General features: G+C 70.9%; 13 protein-coding genes. 3 read left to right on the top strand and 10 right to left on the bottom strand.

Features of this window, described 5'->3' with window-relative positions; genetic code table 11:
* The first annotated feature begins 5 nt into the window (after positions 1-5).
* Positions 6-1,511: an efflux transporter outer membrane subunit gene (locus LXT21_RS18605; RefSeq protein WP_254039479.1), complete on the top strand. Its 1,506-nt coding sequence runs from the start codon at positions 6-8 to the stop codon at positions 1,509-1,511.
* 22 nt (positions 1,512-1,533) lie between these two features.
* Here the strand turns inward: LXT21_RS18605 and LXT21_RS18600 are convergent, their stop codons facing one another.
* The 4 genes from LXT21_RS18600 to LXT21_RS18585 all read right to left on the bottom strand — a co-directional run bounded on the left by LXT21_RS18600 (position 1,534) and on the right by LXT21_RS18585 (position 8,323).
* Complete coding sequence (locus LXT21_RS18600; protein WP_254039478.1) at positions 1,534-2,511, bottom strand: OmpA family protein; 978 nt, start codon at positions 2,509-2,511, stop codon at positions 1,534-1,536.
* A 492-nt stretch (positions 2,512-3,003) separates the two neighbouring features.
* Complete coding sequence (locus LXT21_RS18595) at positions 3,004-4,689, bottom strand: TldD/PmbA family protein (protein WP_254039477.1); 1,686 nt, start codon at positions 4,687-4,689, stop codon at positions 3,004-3,006.
* A 171-nt stretch (positions 4,690-4,860) separates the two neighbouring features.
* Positions 4,861-6,180, bottom strand: a complete 1,320-nt coding sequence (locus LXT21_RS18590) for a nucleotide sugar dehydrogenase (RefSeq protein ID WP_323394688.1) — start codon at positions 6,178-6,180, stop codon at positions 4,861-4,863.
* A gap of 67 nt (positions 6,181-6,247) precedes the next feature.
* Positions 6,248-8,323 (bottom strand): alginate lyase family protein, encoded by a 2,076-nt coding sequence (locus LXT21_RS18585; protein WP_254039476.1) that lies wholly within the window; start codon positions 8,321-8,323, stop codon positions 6,248-6,250.
* A gap of 204 nt (positions 8,324-8,527) precedes the next feature.
* Here LXT21_RS18585 and LXT21_RS45385 point away from each other — a divergent pair, with 204 nt between their 5' ends.
* Positions 8,528-9,538: a histidine kinase dimerization/phospho-acceptor domain-containing protein gene (locus LXT21_RS45385; RefSeq protein ID WP_254039475.1), complete on the top strand. Its 1,011-nt coding sequence runs from the start codon at positions 8,528-8,530 to the stop codon at positions 9,536-9,538.
* A 188-nt stretch (positions 9,539-9,726) separates the two neighbouring features.
* On the opposite strand, the gene LXT21_RS18575 is transcribed toward LXT21_RS45385, so the two are convergent.
* Genes LXT21_RS18575 through LXT21_RS18550 form a run of 6 tightly spaced genes read right to left on the bottom strand, consistent with a single transcriptional unit; the run spans position 9,727 to position 16,914 of the window.
* Positions 9,727-12,270, bottom strand: coding sequence for a hybrid sensor histidine kinase/response regulator (locus tag LXT21_RS18575; RefSeq protein ID WP_254039474.1), 2,544 nt, complete (start codon positions 12,268-12,270; stop codon positions 9,727-9,729).
* Positions 12,271-12,279: 9 nt separating this feature from the next.
* Entirely contained in the window at positions 12,280-12,840 is a 561-nt protein-coding gene (locus tag LXT21_RS18570; protein ID WP_254039473.1) for a chemotaxis protein CheW, read from the bottom strand.
* Positions 12,841-12,847: 7 nt separating this feature from the next.
* A complete protein-coding gene (locus LXT21_RS18565; RefSeq protein WP_254039472.1) occupies positions 12,848-13,255 on the bottom strand; it encodes a response regulator in 408 nt (135 codons plus the stop codon).
* Entirely contained in the window at positions 13,252-14,856 is a 1,605-nt protein-coding gene (locus LXT21_RS18560; protein ID WP_407667000.1) for a methyl-accepting chemotaxis protein, read from the bottom strand. The genes LXT21_RS18565 and LXT21_RS18560 overlap by 4 nt, the downstream gene beginning before the upstream one ends.
* Before the next feature lie 28 nt (positions 14,857-14,884).
* Complete coding sequence (locus tag LXT21_RS18555; RefSeq protein ID WP_254039471.1) at positions 14,885-16,354, bottom strand: CheR family methyltransferase; 1,470 nt, start codon at positions 16,352-16,354, stop codon at positions 14,885-14,887.
* Positions 16,351-16,914, bottom strand: coding sequence for a chemotaxis protein CheW (locus LXT21_RS18550; protein ID WP_074957366.1), 564 nt, complete (start codon positions 16,912-16,914; stop codon positions 16,351-16,353). The genes LXT21_RS18555 and LXT21_RS18550 overlap by 4 nt, the downstream gene beginning before the upstream one ends.
* A gap of 247 nt (positions 16,915-17,161) precedes the next feature.
* On the opposite strand from LXT21_RS18550, the gene LXT21_RS18545 reads away from it, so the two are divergent.
* On the top strand, positions 17,162-19,204 hold the full coding sequence (locus tag LXT21_RS18545; protein ID WP_254039470.1) for a protein kinase domain-containing protein: 2,043 nt from the start codon (positions 17,162-17,164) through the stop codon (positions 19,202-19,204).
* The last annotated feature ends 23 nt before the right edge of the window (positions 19,205-19,227 follow it).

The raw sequence follows: 19,227 nt of genomic DNA, 5'->3' as shown, positions 1-19,227 counted from the left end.
GCCTCATGTCCGCGAGTCCCCCTCCATGTCGCGCCAGCCTCCTCCACCGGTGGGGCCGCATCCGCTCGTGCCGGCTGGGAGCCCGGGTGCTCGCCACGGTGATGCTGGGCGGCTGCGCGGTGGGCCCCGACTATCAACGGACGCAGGTCGCCATCCCCGAGCGCTTCAAGGAGGCGACGGAGGGCTGGAAGCCCGCGCGCCCCAGCGACCACCACGAGCGAGGCGTCTGGTGGGCGGTGTTCGAGGACCCCACGTTGAGCGCGCTCGAGGAGCGCGTCGCGCTCGCGAACCAGACCGTCGCGGGCTTCGAGGCGGCCTATCGGCGGGCTCGGGCGTTGGTGGCCCAGGCTCGCGCGGGGGCCTATCCCGTGCTCGGGGCCTCCGCGTCGGTGGGGCGCTCCCGGGGCCGAGGGCGCGGAACGGGCGCGGACGCGGGCGCGACCAGCGTGGGCAACGACTACAGCCTCGCCCTGGATGCCTCATGGGAGCCGGACCTCTGGGGGCGCGTACGCCGACAGGTGGCGGGCGCGAAGGCCTCCGCGCAGAGCGCGGCCGCGAACCTGGCGAACGCGAAGCTGTCCGCGCAGGCCTTGCTGGCACAGAGCTATTTCCAGCTGCGCGCGGCGGACGCGACCCAGCAACTGCTGGATGACATCGTCCTCGCGTACCAGCGGACGCTCACGCTGACCCAGAACCGCTACGAGCAAGGGGTCGCGGCCCGCACGGACGTGCTCCAGGCCCGGACCCAGTGGCTGCTGGCGCGCGCTGCGGCGGCCGAGAACGAAATCGCGCGGGCACAGCTCGAACATGCCATCGCGGTGCTGGTGGGCGAGCCCGCGTCGAGCTTCGCCATCGTCCGCGAACCGCTCCGCGCGACGCCGCCGGAGATTCCCGCGCAGCTGCCTTCATCCCTGTTGGAGCGACGCCCCGACATCGCGGCGGCCGAGCGCGCCGCGGCGGCCGCGAACGAGCAGATCGGCATCGCCATCTCCGCCTTCTTTCCGTCGCTGACGCTGTCGGCGTCCGGAGGGTTCAGCAGCCTGACGCTCGCGCATTGGTTGAGCGCGCCCGCCTTGGTGTGGTCGCTCGGCCCCCAGTTGGTGGCCACGCTCCTGGATGGAGGCCTGCGCGCGGCCCAGACCGAGGCGGCCCGCGCGGAGTACGACCAGAGCGTCGCGAACTACCGGCAGACGGTGCTGGCCGCGTTCCAGGACGTCGAGGACACCCTCGTGTCGTTGAGGATGCTCGAGCAGGAGGTCGCCCTTCAGGAGGAAGGCGTCCAGTCGGCCCGGCAGGTCGTGGACATCGTGACGAACCAGTACAAGGCGGGCACGGCGACGTACCTCGACGTGATTGTCGCGCAGACCACGGCCTTCGGCGCCGAGCAGAAGCTGGTGAGCATCCGGGGGCAGCGGATGGTCGCCGCGGTCGGCCTCATCAAGGCCCTGGGAGGCGGCTGGGACGCGCGGCAGCTCGGCACGGCCCCACCCAAGGAGACCAAGCCCCGGTAGCGCGCGTCATCCTCGCGTCCAGCTAGGGCGGCGAGGACTCCACGAGCAGCTCCACGCGGCGGCTGCGCGCCATGCATCCCGGAGTGCCGTCGTTGCACGGTGGCAGGTCCGCGCCCTGGGTCTCCAGGACGAGCCGCGCGCCCTCGATGCCGAGCGCCTGGAGCTTCGCGGCCACGGACTGCGCGCGGCCCAGGCCCAACGAGGCGTTGACGGACTCGGGGCCGAGGATGTCCGCGTGTCCGCGCAGTCGGACGCGCAGCTGTGGGCCCCGGTGGAGACACTCCGCCGCGCGCAGCAGCGAGGCCTCGCCCTCCGTCGAGAGTCGGGTGTCGAAGAAGGCGAAGAAGACGGGCTCGAGCTCGCACGAGACGGGCGGCGCGACGGTGTCCGAGATGGACGCGGTGGCTTGACGCTGGGGCGAGAGTCGGCGCGCCTCCGCGAGCACCTCGTCGACGACACGCGCGGCCACTTCATCGGGGAGCGGCGTGTTCACCACGGGGCCGTATTCGATTCCGACGATGGCCTCCTGCGGCTGGCCCAGGAGCATGAAGGCAGGACGCTGCTGCCACTGCACCGTGACGCCGTCGCGCTCGTAGGCCATCGAGGTGACTCGCACCGTGTCCCCGGGCCGCGCGTCGAGGGTGACACGCCCGCGCATCACGAAGCGGTATTCATCCACGTACGAGAAGACCTGCGAGCGCCCCTCGTACACCACGGACACGTCGAGCCAGCGCAGCCCGAGCGGCAGCGCGTGTCGAGGCACGGAAGCCCCCGGAGACGTCGCGGACGGCAAGGTCCGCCCATCCAACGTGTACTCCACGGAGACGAGCTCCCAGGCCCCGTCCTTGCCGAGCCTGTCATCGTGCGCCAGCTCCAACCACGCATCACCGGTCGCCACGGGCTCGGCGCCCGCGCTGCCCGCCATGAGCATCGCGAGCAGGAAGAGACACCCCGCGAGCACACGCCGCCCCCGTGACCGCAGTCCGAGGGCGTGCCCCATGCCGCCTGGCTCCCCTTTCGGGTGGGATGGAAGCCAAAAGACCGTTGTCCTCGCCCGAGAATCCAGCGTCCGCGCGAAAAAGTGGGGACGCGGGGCCCTGGCGGAGTGAAGCCACGACACCGCGAACGCCCTCGCCGCGCGACGGCGCCCGAGGCCCTGGGACGCCTGTCGACGTCGGGCACGCGCCCCGACACCCGAGAGAGGACGCGACGAAGCCACGACCCGACGCAGCGGTGACGCCGAACCACGCCTCTCGCACAGCCGATTCCGCACGACATGGCCCCCTTTCGGGAACACCCCGCGCATCACCCTCACTCCGCGGCATCCGGTCTCAGGCGTTCGAACGACACATCCCCACGCGCCTCGGCCTGGCACCGCGTCGCGCGGCGGTGACAGGACGCGCGGCGCCTTCGGGAGCAACGCCTCCACCCGACCGTCACTCCCCGGAGACGCCGGGGGTCTGTCTCGCCGTGCCCCCCGCATCGGCGTGCCTCAGGGCTTCTCGGCCGGCGCCGGAGCCTGCTGCGCCGCGGGGCTCGGCAGGAGGGGCGGACGGTCCTTGCCCTCCACCGCGCGCTGCAGCTCGATCTCCTGCAGCAGCGCCGCCGGCGCCACCGTGGACACCGGCACGTTCCCGCTCTCCGCGCCGCAGAAGCCGTTGAAGATGCCGCGCTTCTGTCCCGTGGCCACGATGCGGTTCACCGCGGACAGCGGCGTGCCGACGATCTCCACGCCGCGCACCAGCGTCTCCTTCCCCGTCTTCACGTCCACCCGGTACACCATGCGCGGCACGCCCTTGAAGGCCTGATAGCCATAGCTGGACGTGTTCGTGTTGCCACCGGTGATGTCGCGGATGATGAGGCCGTACGGCTTGCCCTGCTTCTTCGCCTCGTCGATGAGCATCTGCTTCAGCTTCTCGTCGCTCACCTGGCGCGTGCTCTCCACCATGAGATTGGCCATGCGCGCCACCGGCTTGAGCGTGCCCTGGCTGCGACCGTGCCCGTTCGACTGGAGGAAGCCCTCCACCGGACGGCGCCCCAGCAGGTAGTTGCGCAGCACGCCCTTCTCCACCAGCGTCACCCGCTGCCCCTTCACGCCCTCCTCGTCGTAGAGGTAGTAGCCGTTGAGCGGCTCCCCCGCGAGCGCGCGCTGCGACGGGTCATCATGGATGGACAGGAAGCCGGGCAGCACCAGCTTGCCCACCTGTCCCTTGAAGGTCTTCCCCTCGTTGTCGCCGTCCTGCCGGTCTCCCTCCAACCGGTGCCCCACCGTCTCGTGGAAGAGCACGCCGGAGGCCTCGGGCGCGAGGATGGCGGGGCCCGTGTACGGGTCGATGGCTGGCGCCTGCCGCAGCGCCATCAGCTCCTCGATGACCTTCGCCGCCGACTGACGGATGCGCTCGTCGTCCGGCAGCCCCGCCTCCGTGGGCGCGTAGAAGTCCCGCGAGTCATCCAGCAGCTGTCCATCCGGCGCGCGCGTCACCGCGGAGACGTGGAACCCGTACAGCGTCTCCTCCGTCACCAGCCGCGTGCCCTCCGTGGACACGAACAGCCGCGTCACCTTGTCGGCGGTGATGCGCACCTCCGAGTCGAACAGCTCCGGATGCGCGTTGAACTGCGCGGACACCTCGCGCGCCACCTTCAGCCAGCGCGCGCGGTCGAAGGGACGGGCCACCGGCGGTTGGACGAAGGTGCTCGGCTTCTCCTTCGTGAAGGAGGCGGGCCGCTTCGGGTCCTCCACCGAGTAGACGTCCTCGCCCTTCTTCTTCAGGAACTGGAAGAGCGCGGATTTGTACTTCTCGTCGGTGATGAGCCACAGCGCCGTGCGCAGCGCCAGGGGCGAGTCGTCCAGCGGCCCCTCCTTGCGCGCCGTGAAGCTGGTGCCCTTGGTGGAGAAGGAAAAGTCCAGGCCCTCGGCCACCGAGCTGTCGAAGGCGTAGTCGCCCACCCGCACGTCGACATACAGCCGCCGCTCCCGGTAGCCGTCGTCCATGAAGATGGCGCCGAAGCGCGCGGCCACGACCTCCTGCTCGTAGTCCTTGAGCTGGTAGCTCATGAAGTACGGCGGCTCGTGGCTCTGCAGCTTGAGCTGTTGTTGATTGCGCGTCAGCTCGCTCGACATGGCGTCGAGGAGCACCTGGCGCGAGTCGGTCTGCGCGGGAGCCGCCGCCAGCAACATGGCCGAGGCCACCAGCAGGGGGAGAACGGGTCGGGTGAGGGCTGTCACGCCCCCACTGTACCCAAACCACCCCGCAAGACGAGCAGGTCCGCTGACTCCAGGTGCCCCTCCCGACACCTGGAGTCGCGAACCCCTGCCCGGAGGGTCGGCTTCCGGGCCCTGGCTCGTCTCTTACGCCTTCGTCACCTTCTCGCGGCCCTGGGGCACGCCCTTGGTGGCGTTGCGCGTGTCAATCACACACGTCGCGTTGGCCACCACGGCGGCGTAGTCGATGTTGGTGTGGTCCGTGAGGATGAGGACGGCGTCGTACTCGCCGAGCTTCTCCGGCTCGAGCGGGACGGACTTCATCTCCATGTTGAAGCCGTGGCCCTTGTGCAGCTCCGGCACGTACGGGTCGTGGTAGCACAGCTCCGCGCCCTTCTCCGCCAGGAGCGTCATGATGCGCAGAGACGGGCTCTCGCGCATGTCGTCGATGTCCTTCTTGTACGCCGCGCCCAGGCACAGCACCTTCGCGCCGTTGAGCGTCTTCTTCGCCTTGTTGAGCGCCTCCATGGTGCGCTGCACCACGTAGTAGGGCATCTGCCAGTTCACCTCGCCGGCCAGCTCGATGAACTTGGTGTGGAACTCGTACTCGCGCGCCTTCCACGTCAGGTAGAACGGGTCGATGGGGATGCAGTGACCGCCCAGACCCGGGCCCGGGTAGAAGGGCTGGAAGCCGAAGGGCTTGGTGCTGGCGGCCTGGATGACCTCCCACACGTCCACGTTCATGCGGTCGCAGAGCATCTTCATCTCGTTGACCATGGCGATGTTGACGCAGCGGTAGATGTTCTCCAGCAGCTTGGCGAGCTCCGCCACGCGCGTGGAGGACACCGGCACCACTTCCTTCAGCGCGCTGCCGTACAGCGCCGCCGCGACCTCGGAGCACTCGGGCGAGTAGCCACCGACAATCTTCGGAATCGTCTTGGTGTTGAAGCTCTTGTTGCCCGGGTCCTCGCGCTCGGGGCTGAAGGCCAGGTGGAAGTCCACGCCCGCCTTGAGGCCGTTGCGCTCGAGAATCGGCTTGAGCACCTCCTCGGTGGTGCCCGGGTAGGTGGTGGACTCCAGGATGAACAGCTGGCCGCGGCGCACGTGCGGCGCGAGCGACTCACCCGTCTGGATGATGTAGCTCATGTCCGGCTCACGCGAGGCCGTCAGCGGCGTGGGCACGCAGATGATGACGCAGTCCAGCTCCTTGGACCGGGAGAAGTCCCCGGTGGCCTTCAGCTTGCCTGCCTTCGTCAGCTCCGCCAGCGGCGCGCTGGGGATGTGCTTGATGTAGCTCTCGCCCTTCTCAATCTTGTCGAGCTTGCGCTTGTCGACGTCGAGCCCGACGACCGGGAAGCCGGCCTCGGCGAACGCCATGCCCAGGGGAAGACCCACGTACCCCAGCCCCACCACACCGACCTTCGCCTCCCGCCGACGAATGCGCTCCAGCAGCGGGCTGCCCACCATCACCCTCATCGTCCTCACCTCTCCTGATGCGACGTGCCGCAGAGCGGTCACGCCCCGACCCAGACACTCACCTGAAGACCACGACCCACTTCAAACTCGTCGGAGGCTTCACCTGCCCCCGGAACTCCACCGTCACCGCGGGCACCACCCGCCCATAACCGGGCGAGTAGCGCGAGGGCACCACCTGCGACTCCAGGCCCTCTTCCAGCAGAATCCATGCGAGCGGCGCCCCCTCCGGGCCCAGCTCCACCGCGACACGCGAGAACACCAGCGGCTCCTCCGCCGCGCGCTGCGCCCGTGCCAGCACCTGCGCATCCGGCGTCACCCGCCGGGCCTGCTCATCGGGAAGATGAAAGCGTCCAATGACCTCGTGAGCGCCGGTGCCGATGAAGGAATCCCGCCCCGCCAGTGAGCGCTCGCGCCGGTCCAGCCGGAACGTGCGCTCGATGCCGACCGGGGCCGGCAACAGGCGGTAACCATCATGGCGGACCCGCAATCTGTCCACGAGGGTGCCAGGAAGGAAGGCCACCACGCGCGCTTTGGCTTCCTCGGGCAGCGCGAACAGCCGGGCCGGGTCCAACGTGGACTGCTCCGCGCCATCCACCTGCACGGTGTTGTGCGCGGCGGTGCCGCGGAACGCGTTGCGCATCGCCGGGTCGCGCGTGTACGAGCCGGTGCCCGGGTCGACGATGACGGGACGGCCGCCCAGGTGCAGCTCGAAGGAGAGCTTGTCGTTGTGGCTGTGGCCGCCCACCCCGCGCTGGCCCTGCTTGCCCGCGCTCACGGTGACGACGGCGCCCGCGCCGCGCAGCACGTGGAAGCCGCCCTCCGGGAAGCTGATGGACTGCGGCGCCGTGCCCGGTGACAGGCGCTGGTGACGCTCCAGGCCCACGTGCCCGAGCAGCCACGCGGCCTCGTCCGGGAGCTCGCTGCCCGCCAGGCCCGCGTCTCCGAAGAGGGCCGCGCCCAGGCCCACCAGATAGCCCTGCTCCATGTCGCCGCGGTCTCTCAGCGGGAAGACGCGGCCGGAGTCGTTGTCGCCAATCTGCGGCGCGAGTCCCGTCTCCGAGGACCACGCGCGCACCGCGTGGAACATGCGCTTGAGCCGCGTCTCGTAGGCCGTGCCCAGCGCCACGCCCGCGCCCCGCGCCACCAGCAGCGCCAGGGTGAACAGCTCCACCGAGAGACGGTGGTAGGGAATGGAGCCCTCGAAGGAGGTGCCCTCGACGTGGACCTGCGCGGACATCTGCTCGCACAGGCCCGCCACCGCCAGCGCCACCTGACGCGAGGCGCCGGGCAGCTCCGGGAACAGCAGGCCGACGACGAGCAGGCCCACGTAGTTGGAGACCAGGTGGTTGTTGGGCACCGCGCCCCGGTCCTCGAGGTGGGCCTCCACCCAGGACAGGTGGTCGGCGAGCGAGCCGAGCAGCGGCACCAGGAACTCCGCGCGGCGCACCTCAGGCGCGTCGGCGAACATGGCCAGGGCCTGCGCCAGGTTGGCCGCGCGCAGCGCCACTTCCATGGCACAGGACCACTGGACGCCCTGCCCCACCGGATTGGCCTGGAGGAAGTCGAGCACCTGCATCACGAAGGCGGAGGCCAGTCGCGAGCGCTCACGCGGAGCGTTCTCCACCCAGAAGCCCTGCGCCAGCGCGATGACGCTGTCGAGCCGCCCCATCACCCAGGGGTACTTCGGATCATTCCCCTTCGACAGGAGCGGCATCCGCTCCACCGGCGCCAGCGGATAACGGTGGCCGCTGAGCACGTCGAGCGACCAGTCCACCGGCTTGCCTTCACCGAAGACGACGCGCGTGCCGAAGACGTCCCACTCCTGACGGAGCGCGGCCTGGGCGCGGGCGGTGGCGCGCTCACGGGCGCCTGGAATGGAGGAGAGCGTGGCGAGCACGGACTCGCGCTGGGAAACCTCGCACCAGGCGCGAGAGGTGCGCTGGTCGAGCGCCTTCTGGGCCAGCTCGTCCGCGCGGGCCACGCCGAACGCGCTCAAGAGCCGCACCTCATCGGTGCGCTCACGCCGTCGGTATCGTGCCTGCCGTGCCACGCCCTGCACGCGCCGCACCGCGCTGAGGGCCAAGGCCCCCGGAGCCAGTCTGGCGATTGCCGCGTAGTAGTCGAGTGTGCCCATCGGTCCCTTCCGCCGCCCTTCGCAGTGGCCGTTAGCAAGGGTCCGGCCAAGGGGGCTCTCCGAGGAGTTGAGAGGGTTTGGGCGATCATCCCTCCCCGCGGGACAGTAAAAAGTCGGGAGGTCGCCGATGGGCATGGGTAAAGGATTGCCGGGTGCCGGCGCCTTCTTTGCCCACCGTGGGCAGTGTTGCGCCCTGGAGGTGCCGTGCCCATACCTCTGCACGTGCAAGCGGGTGCTTGGAGTGGGCGGAGCGTCGACCCGGATGTCGCCGCGGGGGTGGAACAGGCGCTCGTGGCGGTGGCCGAGAGGGCACTGTGCCGCGGCGCCCAGGCGGGCATGGAGTTGTTGCTGCGCGAGACGCTCCGATTGACGGGGGCCTCCGGCGCGGCGCTCTTCGATGGACGTGTCTGTGTGGCGCGCGTGGGCACGGGCATTCCGCTGCCGATGTCCGGTGGTGGACGGCTGCTGAAGGTCTGGCCCGAGCGCGCGGACGGCGAGGTGCTCGGACGGTTGTCCGCCTTCGGGAGCACGCTGCTCGCGGCGCGTGCGCGGGAGTCGGCCGCGAACACACGTCATATGAGGCTGCTGGCCCAGCGCAGGGAACTGGAGCGTGAGGTGGCGCGGTGGGAGCAGCGCCGCTCACACGCGGCCCATGACCTGCGGACGCCCCTGATGGTCATCAAGGGCTACCTGGACATGATGATGAAGGGCATCGCGGGGCCGGTGAACACGACGGCGCAGCGCTATCTGGACCGGATGATGCGCGCCGCGCAGGACCAACGGGCGCTCATCGACCATCGACTGGGGCGTGGGGCACTCACGGACCTGCGGCCCCTGCTGCTCGCGGCCTTCGGTCCCGCGTCGCGACACGCGCAGCGGTGCACGGTAACGCTGGTGCTACCGGAGCGTCCCTTGCTGGTGAAGGGTGCCCGCGTCGAGGTGGAGACCTGGATGCGGGCGATGTCGCGAGGGCTCGCGTCCACGCGCGCCACTGCGATGGAGCTCCAGGTCGAGGCCATGGAGCCCACGAGCTGCTGGCGGGTGCTCGTGACGCCCCGGAGCGGAGAGGCGCCCCCGGCCAAGGCCCTCACGCAGATGCGGGAGCTGACGCGCCGGCTCGGAGGAACCCTGGAGACGCCGACCGACGCGGCGCCGCGCTGGGTCGCTCAACTTCCGGCGGAGCTCGGACCTCCCGGCGCCGCCGGCACCCACTGAGCGAGCGGAAACCGAGCGATTCGCACACCCGGCCACTGCCGGCGCGGCGCCTCCACTCCGCCCTCTCGCGAGTCACGCGGCAGGCCTGCGTGAAACTTCCGGGCGCGACACATCCATCCACTCCGGCGCGCGGCTCAACGCCACACGCCGGGACAGCGCCGCCCAGGCCGATTCCGCGACGCGAACCGCTACGCCGCGTTCGCGGGCAGGAGCTGTCGCACCAACTCCAGCAGCCTGCCGCGCTCCACCTCGCGCTTGACGAGGTAGCCATCCGCGCCCGCCTCGAGTCCCGCCGCGCGGTCCTCGGGGCTGTCGAGCGAGGTGACGAGGATGATGGGCGTGGAGTGCAGCGTCGGGTGCGACTTGATGCGCCGCGCGAGCCCGACACCGTCCAGGCGAGGCATCTGCCAATCGCTCACCACGAGCTGACACGAGGTGCGCTCCAGGATGCCCCAGGCTTCCTCGCCGTCCGCGGCCGTCACCACCGGGAAGCCGGCGATCTCGAGCAGCGACTTCATCGCGAAGCGCGTCGTGAGCGCGTCGTCGCACACCAGGATGCGCGGACGACGCGACTCCGTCGCCATCGAGCGCGTCTCCGGCCTCGCCGCGCGGACGAGCTCCGGCGCGTTGAGCACCGGCACCACGCGCCCATCGTCCAGCACCGCCGCGCCGGCCAGATGCCGCACGCTCTGCAGGTGCTTGCCCAGCGAGCGCACGACAATCTCCTGCTGCCCCACCACCTCGTCGATGGCGTAGAGCACCTTGTCTCCCCCCACGACGACCAGCGCCGCCGTCTGCACGCGCCCTGACTCGATGGCCAGCGGCAGCCGGGGCAGACCGATGGCCTCCGCCAGGGGGAGGAACGTGAGCTGCGAGCCGTCCACGCGCGCCACCACGCGACCGGCCACCGTGCCCACATCGTCCGGCGTGAGCCGCAGCACGCGCTCCACGCTGTCGGACGGAATCGCGGACACCGTCGTGCCCGTGCGCACCAGCAGGCCCAGCGCCGCGGCCAGCGTCAGCGGCAGGTCCACCGTGAAGCGCGTCCCCTTCCCCGCCCAGAACTCCACATCCACCGAGCCCTGCAGCCGCGCCGCCGTGGCCTGCACCACGTCCAGTCCCACGCCGCGGCCCGACGTCGCCGTCACCTGCTCACGCGTGGAGAAGCCCGGCTGGAACACCAGCCGCGCCGCCTGCGCATCGGTCAGCTTCGCGGCCGCGTCCTCCGTCAACAGGCCCCGCCGCACGGCCGTGGCCCTCACACGCTCCGGGGACAGACCGTAACCATCGTCCTCCACCACCACGGCGATGCGCGCGCCCCGAGGCTCCACGCGCACCGTCAACCGCCCCGTCCCGGGCTTGCCCACCGCGCGGCGCTCGTCCGGCGTCTCGAGGCCGTGGTCGATGGCGTTGCGCACCAGGTGCAGCAACGGGTCCTTGAGCGCATCCAGGATGCGCCGGTCCAACCGGACCTCGCCTCCCGCCAGGTCCAGCGCCACGTCCTTGTTCAACCGCGCGGACACCTCGCGCACCGTGCGACGCAGCGGCTCCAGCAGCTGCGAGGCGGGCACCATGCGCAAATCTCGCAGGTCATCGCGCGCCACCTGCGCCACCAACGCGAGCTGCTCGCTGTCCCGGTGCGCCTCGCGCGACACCTCCAGCAAGCGCTTCTGCATGCTCCGCATCAACGCCACGCCCGAGCGCAGCGAGTCCAGCGCCGCTCCGCCTCCCGCGAGCGTGAGCTCCGACGCGGCGCGCTCCAGCTGGCGAAGCACCTCGTGCGTCCCATCCGACAACGCGCGGTAGCTCTCCGAGCGACGCGCCTGCTGGGAACGACCCGCCACGAGCAGCTCCACCTGGAGCGCCAGCGAGTCCAGCGTCTTCACCGCCACGCGCACCGTGTGGTCCGTCGCGGCCCGAGCCTCCTGCGGCGCGGGCGCCTGCGCCACACCGGACGCGCCGTTCTCCACGGCCACCGGCGCCGCGCGCAACGTCTCCACCGCGCGCGCCACGGCTTGAGGCGGCCGCTCGAACTCGAGCTGACCGCGCAGGTCCACCAGCGTGCCCGCGACCTCGGAGGCCGCGAGGCTCGCCGCGTCGCCGCCCGGCTCCATGCGCGCGAACCCCAGCGCGGCGGACTCGGACAGCGTGGCCAGCCGCGCGGAGCCGGCCTCCAGCGCCTGCAGCTTCAACCCGCGCGCCCGCTCCATCGCCTTGCGGACCACGGCCGCGCGGTCCGGCACGTCCGGCGAGCACAGCGCGCCGAGCGCGGCCTCCAGGAGCTCCAGCGCCTCCAGCCCCTTCGCCGCGAGCCCGGACAGCACCGCGGCCGACTCGGGCATCGCGACGTCGCGGCCCAGCGACTTGAGCAGGCCCGCCAGCCCATCCACTTGAGGCGACTGCCCCGCGTCGCCCCGGGCCATGGCGGCCTCGATGCCCGACAGGCCGCGCAGCATCGACTCCACCGCGGCGCGGGGAAGGCCGTCATCCGTGCGGATGTGGGTCAGCCCGTCCTCGATGGCGTGCACCACCTGCTCGATGTCGTCGAGCCCCAGGCTCGCCGCCGAGCCCTTGAGGCTGTGCACCAATCGCTTGAGCGAGGGCAGGAGGTCCGCCTCGCGCTCGTGCGAGGGGCCCTCCAACCCGAGCACCTTCGCTCCAATGGCTTGGATCTGCTCACGCGTCTCCGCGGAGAAGACCGGCCAGATGCTGCGCAAGAGCTGCGGATCCATGTCGCGCCCCTATTCCTGCGCCTGCCGTCCCGCGGCCGGGCCCCCGAGCTGCTCCAGCTCCAGCACCGTCAGCCGGTCCGGAGTCAGGTACAGGAAGGGTCCCGGCGGGGGCTGCGAAAGCTCTGACTTCGGCAACTCCTTACGCCCCTCCACCGTCTCCGCCGCCAGGCCGAAGCACTCCTCGTCCACCTCCACCACCACGATTTTCCCCAGGTCCGACATGCCGCCGCCCTCCAGCCCCAGCAGCTGGCGGAGGTCCAGCACCGGCACCACGCGCGAGCGGCTGGCCAGCGCGCCCAGCACGTGCCGCGGCGCCCCGGGCAGCGAGGAGATGCCCCGCGCCTCGAGCACATGGTCCACGTGCTCGATTCGGACGGCGTAGCGCTCCCCGCCCACCTGGAAGGCGAGCACGGACAGCACTTCTTGATGCTCCTCGTGACGAGACTCGGCCAGGGCGCGAGCGCGCGCGCCGAGCACCTCGCGGCGCTTGTCCCCGCTCACCCCGGACGTCCCGAGCTGGGGCCTGGGCCCCGTGGAGTCTTTGCTCACCTTGACCTCGTCACCCGGCATGGGCGCGTCACTTCGTCGCGGGCAGCTTCAACATGTCACGCACCTTCGAGCGCAGGTCGTCCACCGACACCGGCTTGTTGAGGAAGGCGCTCGCACCCACCAGTTGCCCCTTCTTGCGACTCGCGTCGTCCTTCAGGGAGGTGAGCAGCATGAAGGGCGTGTCATGCAGGTTGGAGTCGGCGCGCACGGCCGCGCACAGGGCGAAGCCGTCCATCTCCGGCATCTGCACGTCGGAGATGATGAGGTCCGGCTTGAACTCCCGCGCCTTGTTCAGCCCCACCGCGCCGTTGGGTGCGTCGAAGAACTCCAGGCCCCAGCCCATCAGGTAGACCTGGAGCAGATTGGTGATGGTCTTCGTGTCCTCCACGATGAGGACCTTCAAGGACTTTCGTTCCGTCGCCACATTCACATTCATAGCTGGTACCTACCCACCAGGTCCGAGAAGCGCTTCGAGAGATTGGTCAGGTTTCCAGCCACCTGTTCGATGCGTCGCGTCCCGATGACCGAGTCTCCCATGGCCGACGTCAGCTCGCCCATCGCCGCGGCGATCTGCTCCACGCCAATCGTCTGCTGCCGGGTATTGCCCGCAATCTGTCGCGCCGCGCCGGACGACTCGCGAATGACTTCGGACAGTCCGAGGATGGCGTTGCCCGCGCCGCGCGCCAGCTCCATCGCCGCCTGCGCCCGACGGCTGCCCTCCTCCGTCGCGGTGACGGCCGCGCGCGTCCCCTTCTGCACTTCGTTGAGGAGCCCGCGCACCTGCTCCGCGGCCAGTCGGGACTGCTCGGCCAGGGTGCGCATCTCCGTGGCCACCACCGCGAAGCCGCGTCCGTGCTCGCCCGCCTTCGCCGCCTCGATGGAGGCGTTGAGCGCCAGCAGGTTCGACTGCTCGGCCACGTCCTTCACGGTGCTGATGATGTCGCCAATCTGGAGCGTGCGCTCGTTCAAGTCCGTGATGGAGAGGGCGATGGCCTTCACCTGCTCGCCCAGCTTCTCCATACCGGACACGCTCTCCGACACGACCTTCTGGCCCTCGGTGCTGAGCGTCTCCGACTTCTGCGTCTGGGAGATGACCGAGTCCGCGTAGGCCGTGGCCTGCTTGGACGTCTGGGCAATCTCCGCCACCGTGGTGCTCGTCTCGCTGATGGCGGACGCCTGCTGGTGCGCCATCGCGGACTGCTGCGAGGACGTGGTCAGCACGCCCGCCGCCTCCTTCTCCATCTCCGTCGCCGCGCCCTTCAGGTCCTCGAGCAGGTGCGCGAGCCCCTCCGACATGGCCGCGAAGCTGCGCGACACCGCGCCAATCTCGTCGTTGGCCTCGGTGTCGAAGCGCTGGCGCAGGTTGCCCCCGGCGATGCCCGCCGCCGCGTGCGACAGCCGCTCCAGCGGCACCACCAGCAGCCCGGACATGAACCACGAGGCCACCAGGCACGCGGCCAGGATGAAGACGCCGAGCACCAGCGTGAAGCGCGTGGTGCCACGCAGCGCGTTGGTGAGCGCCTCCTCGTGCAGGGCCACCTGCACGGTGCCCACCCGGCGCGAGGTGCCACCCTGCGGCGCCACCACGGGGGTGGAGGACTCCACCACCGCCTCGTCGTTGATGACCAGCCGGCGCTCCACCGCGTCGTCACCCCCCGCCGAGGGCTGGTCCGCGCCCGCGAAGCGCTCCGCGGCGACCTCCGCGAGCAGCTCGCCCTTCGCGTCGCGGACCAGCACGTAGGCCACGTCCGGGACATGGCGGAGGACGCCGTGCGCGGTGGCCTGCAGGCGACTGGCGTCCGGGTTGGCCGACAGCATGGGCGTGAGCGTCTTCGACAGCTCCGCGCTCACCGCGTGCGAGCGCCGGGACAGGTCCTCGCGCTGCGCGTTGCTCATCTGCAGCCAGAAGGCGAGCACGAGGATGCCCGCCACGAGCACCCCCGTCACGCCCGTGACGGCGACAATCTTGAAGCGCAGGCTGAGGCGGCCCATCGCGAGCAGCCCTGGCAGCGTCAGCTTCGTCTTCTCGAGGTCCACGTTGACTCCCACGGGCGAAAGCGCGCCGCTAGCGCGCGCCCTGCCATCCAGCCTGAGTTCTGGGTACCAGGGCCTGTCGCAGGCCACCGGCGGTCATCGTCTCCACCCCACGCAGCGGGTGTTCATCATCCAATCCGTCGAGCGAGCGCAGCGCGTTCTGTCGCGCGCGCTCCGCGTCCTCGGGCCGGTCCATGCGTCCGTAGAGCGCCACCAGCGTCGCGTGACCGAGCGCCAGGCGCGGCTCCAGGTACAGCGCCTTGCGCACCGCCTCCACCGCGCCGTTCAAGTCCCCGCGCCCCTCCGCCACCATGGCCAGCAGCAGGTACGCCTCCGGCACCAACGCCTTCGCCGCCTCGCGCGCGAGCGCCTCCGCTTCCTCGAAGCGTCCGGCGCGGGCCGCGTCCAGCGCGCGCTCCATCGGCCCGGCCGTCCCACTCGCAGGCCGCGTCTCCGAAGCGGTCACCGCCTGCGGGCCCCGCACGGCACCCGCGCTCGGGGACTGGTGCGGGAGCGCCACGGAGGGAAGCGAGGACAGACTCACGACGGGCGTCTCGGTCCCCGAGGGCGTGCGCGCGGGCTGCGTCGAGGTCCCATCCCCCAGCGCAGGGGGACGCGCCGCGGCGCGCGCCGCCGTCCGGAGCAGCGCCTGGGCCGCGTCGCGCACGGCCCGGGGCGTGGGCGGCGCGGGACGCGTCCAACCCGGAGGCGGCACCCTCAACGCCACGCTGCCCTCGGCGTCCACCGTCTCCAGCCCCAGCCCGTTGGTGAGCGGCACCTCGGCGGGCGACACGAACAGCAGACCGCCCGGCGCGAGCACGGAGACGAAGTGCGTGAGCACCTCGCGCACCAGCTCGGGCGGGAAGTAGATGAGGACGTTGCGGCAGAAGATGGCGCTCGGCCCGCTCACGGGCGGCGGCTCGGTGGCCAGGTTGTGGCGACGGAACTCCACCGAGCGGCGCACCTGCGCGACGACGGAGAGCTGCTCACCTTGCGGCTCCAGGTAGCGGCGCTCCAGCTCCGGCTCGATGTGCCGCAGCGACCACGGGCCATAGAGCCCCGCGCGCGCGCGGTCCAACGCACGGTTGGACACATCCGTGGCGAGCACCCGGAAGCGACCCTCGGGCACACCCGCCGCGAGCAGCGCCATGGCGATGCTGTACGGCTCCTCGCCCGTGGCGCAGCCCGCGCTCCACACCTGGAAGAAGGGCCCCGCCTGCGGCACGGCCAGCCGCGCCAGCGAGCGCAGGTGCTCGGGGTGGCGGAAGAAGTACGTCTCGCCGATGACGGCGTGCTCGATGAAGGTCTCCACCGCCTGCGCGTCGCGACGCAACAGCCCCCGCAGGAACGACGCGGGCGAAAGCCCCCGCGCTTCCGAGGAGCGCGCCAGCGCCGTCTCCAACGTGCGGCGCAGGCTGTGCGCGAGCGTCAGGCCGCAGGCGGCCCGGAGGACCTCCTCCACCTGGATGAGCGTCGCGTCATCGAGGACGGCCTCGCTCACGCCCCCTCCGACCCCACCAACACCGCCGAGACGCGCAGCAACGGCCGCACCCCTTCGGGCGTCCGGCACAGGCCCGCCATCAATCCCGTCCGGTCCCACGGCAAAGTCACCGTGCCATCGGGAGTGCCCTCCACCAATGTGGGCGCCTCCACCAAATCCCTGACGCGGTCCACCAGCACGGCCACCGGGCGAGCGCCCTTGCAGATGACCAGGTGCGCATCCAGCTCCGGCTGCCGCGTCACGCCCAGCAACACCGCCAGGTCCACCGCGACGGCGGGATTGCCTCGATAGATGAAGGTGCCCGCGACATGGGGCGGCGCCCCCGGCAGCGGCTCCAGCTCCACCAGTCGCACCACCTCCTGCACGGCGTCCGCCGCGAGCAGCGCGCTGGTGCCCGCCGCGTCCAGGGTGAGGAAGAGTCCAGGCAGTCGCAGCTCTCCCGACAGGGAGATCAACTCCTGACGCAGCCGCGCCTGCTCGAGCTCCAGCGCACCGAGTCGCTCCTCGACGGAGGCCCGGCGCACCTGTGTGTCCACGGGGTTGTTGGGGGTGTCTGCCATGGGGACGGCCCCGCCCGCTTTCGGCCCTGGCGCGCGGGTCGACTCACGCTAGTCCGAGCCTGGAATAACCGTCAATGCGGGGTCAAACTGACCGTCCCCCACACGACGCGGCGGATGTGTGCGTTGACCCGCCTCGCCACGTCGGGTGTCCACCGGGTGGGGAGTGCGTCCGGAAGTGAAGATATGGTTTGATGCGGACCCGGCACACTCCTGGAGAATCCATGTTGCTTGTTGTCAGGGGGTACGAATGATCAAGGGCGACTCGCCGAACCCCGAGACGCCTGGCGCGCCGGGCGCGGATCCGCTCATCGGTCGCACCCTGAATGGCCGCTTCAGCATCCTGGAGCCCCTGGGTGTCGGTGGAATGGGCAAGGTCTACCGCGCCTTGCAGACCCCCCTGGAGCGAGTGGTCGCGCTCAAGGTGCTCAACCCCAGCTTCCCCAGCAGCAGGGATCCGGGCTTCCAGAAGCGCTTCCTGCGTGAAGCCTCACTGACGTCGAAGCTGCGCCATCCCAACACCGTCACCGTCATCGACTATGGACAGACGGACGACGGCATCTTCTACATCGCCATGGAGTACCTGGAGGGTCGCACGCTGGCCCAGGTGCTCGGGCAGGTGGGGCCGCTGTCCTGGTCGCGCTCGGTGGCCATCGCCCAGCAGATCTGCCGCTCGCTGCGCGAGGCGCACAGCCTGGGCGTCGTCCACCGCGACCTGAAGCCCGCCAACATCATGCTGCTCAACGAGCAGGATCAGGACCTGGTGAAGGTCCTGGACTTCGGGCTCGTGAAGTCGGTGGCGGCGCCGCAGGAGGGGCAGATCTCCCCGGAGATCACCCAGAACGGCACGTTCCTCGGCTCGCCGCAGTACATGGCGCCCGAGCAGGCGCGCAACCAGACGGACGCGCGCAGCGACGTGTACTCGCTGGGCATCGTCATGTTCCAGATGCTGATGGGCCGGCCGCCGTTCATCGCGCGCGACCACATCGAGCTCATCTTCGCCCATTACAAGGAAGCCCCGCCCACCTTCCAGCAGCTGCGTCCGGACCTGGCCATTCCGCCCGAAATCGAGGGCGTGGTGCGCCGCTGTCTGGAGAAGGACCCGGCGCGCCGCTTCCAGACGATGGACGAGCTGCTGGAGGGCCTGCGCGAGGCGAGCATGTCCGCGGGCGGCAACAGCGGCATCTTCAAGCGCCCCGGCGGCGCGACGACGACGGGCCCCTACCCCTCGCCGCTGTTCTCCAGCGTCGGCAGCGCGGCCACCGAGTCCGGTGACACCATCGCCGTGGACATCAGCGTCGAGGTGCCGGTGGCGGTGCAGCGCGCCCGGCAGCGCACGCTGCTCATGGGTGGGCTCGGCGGCCTGGTGGTGGCCGGCCTCATCGCGGGGGGCGCGGTGCTCTTCCTGGGCAACAAGGAGACGCCCAAGCCCGCCGAGCCGCAGCCCGCCGCCGTGGCGCAGGCGCCGGTGCAGGCGGCGCCCGCGGCGCAGGCGGCGCCCACGCCTGCGGGCCAGCAGAAGGTCCGCTTCAAGCTGATGAGCCAGCCGAGCGGCGCGCGCGTGTTCTACCGGGGCAAGGAGCGCGGCGTGACGCCGTTCACCCTGGAGCTGCCGCCGGGCGAGGATGGCACCATCACCGTCGAGCTGACGTTCGCGCTCGAGGGCTACCAGATGGAGACCGTCGTCACGGGCGGCTCCGGTGACGTGGTGCTGTCGCAGAAGCTGCAGAAGCGCCGCGGCGGCCGGAGCGGTGGCGTGGAGGTGGCGACCGCTTCCTCCTCACCCGCGGACGAGGTCGACGTGCCCGAGCCCGTGGCCACGCCCGGCGGCATGTCCGCGCCGGTGATGCTCGCGCCCACGCAGGCGCCCGTGGAGCCGGTCGTTCCGCCCACGGCGGGCGCGGTGGGCGCGGCGGCGGCCACGCAGGCCAAGGGTGTCTCCGGCGGACTGACGGTGCCCGTGCTGCCCACGGCGGCGCTGGCCTCCGCGCGCGGCGACGTGCTGCCCTACAACGAGGACATGCCCCGGCCGGAGATGGTCGACCAGAGCAAGGACCTCATCTACACGCGCGAGGCGATGGCGGCGAAGGCGGAGGGTGTGATGATCACCCGCTGCACCATCACCACCAAGGGCCGCGTGGAGAAGTGCCGCGTCATCAAGACGGTGCAGTACATGGAGAAGGCCGTGTTGGACTCGCTCCAGTCGCGCACCTACAAGCCCGTCATCTACCAGGGCCATCCGGTGAACGTGGACTACACCTTCAGCATGCGACTGGTGGCTCCGCGCCGCTGACGTCCCACCGAGTCGTCGATGAC

The sequence above is a fragment of the Myxococcus guangdongensis genome (genome assembly GCF_024198255.1).
Taxonomy (GTDB): domain Bacteria; phylum Myxococcota; class Myxococcia; order Myxococcales; family Myxococcaceae; genus Myxococcus; species Myxococcus guangdongensis.
This window is presented reverse-complemented; position numbering and strand designations above follow the sequence as displayed.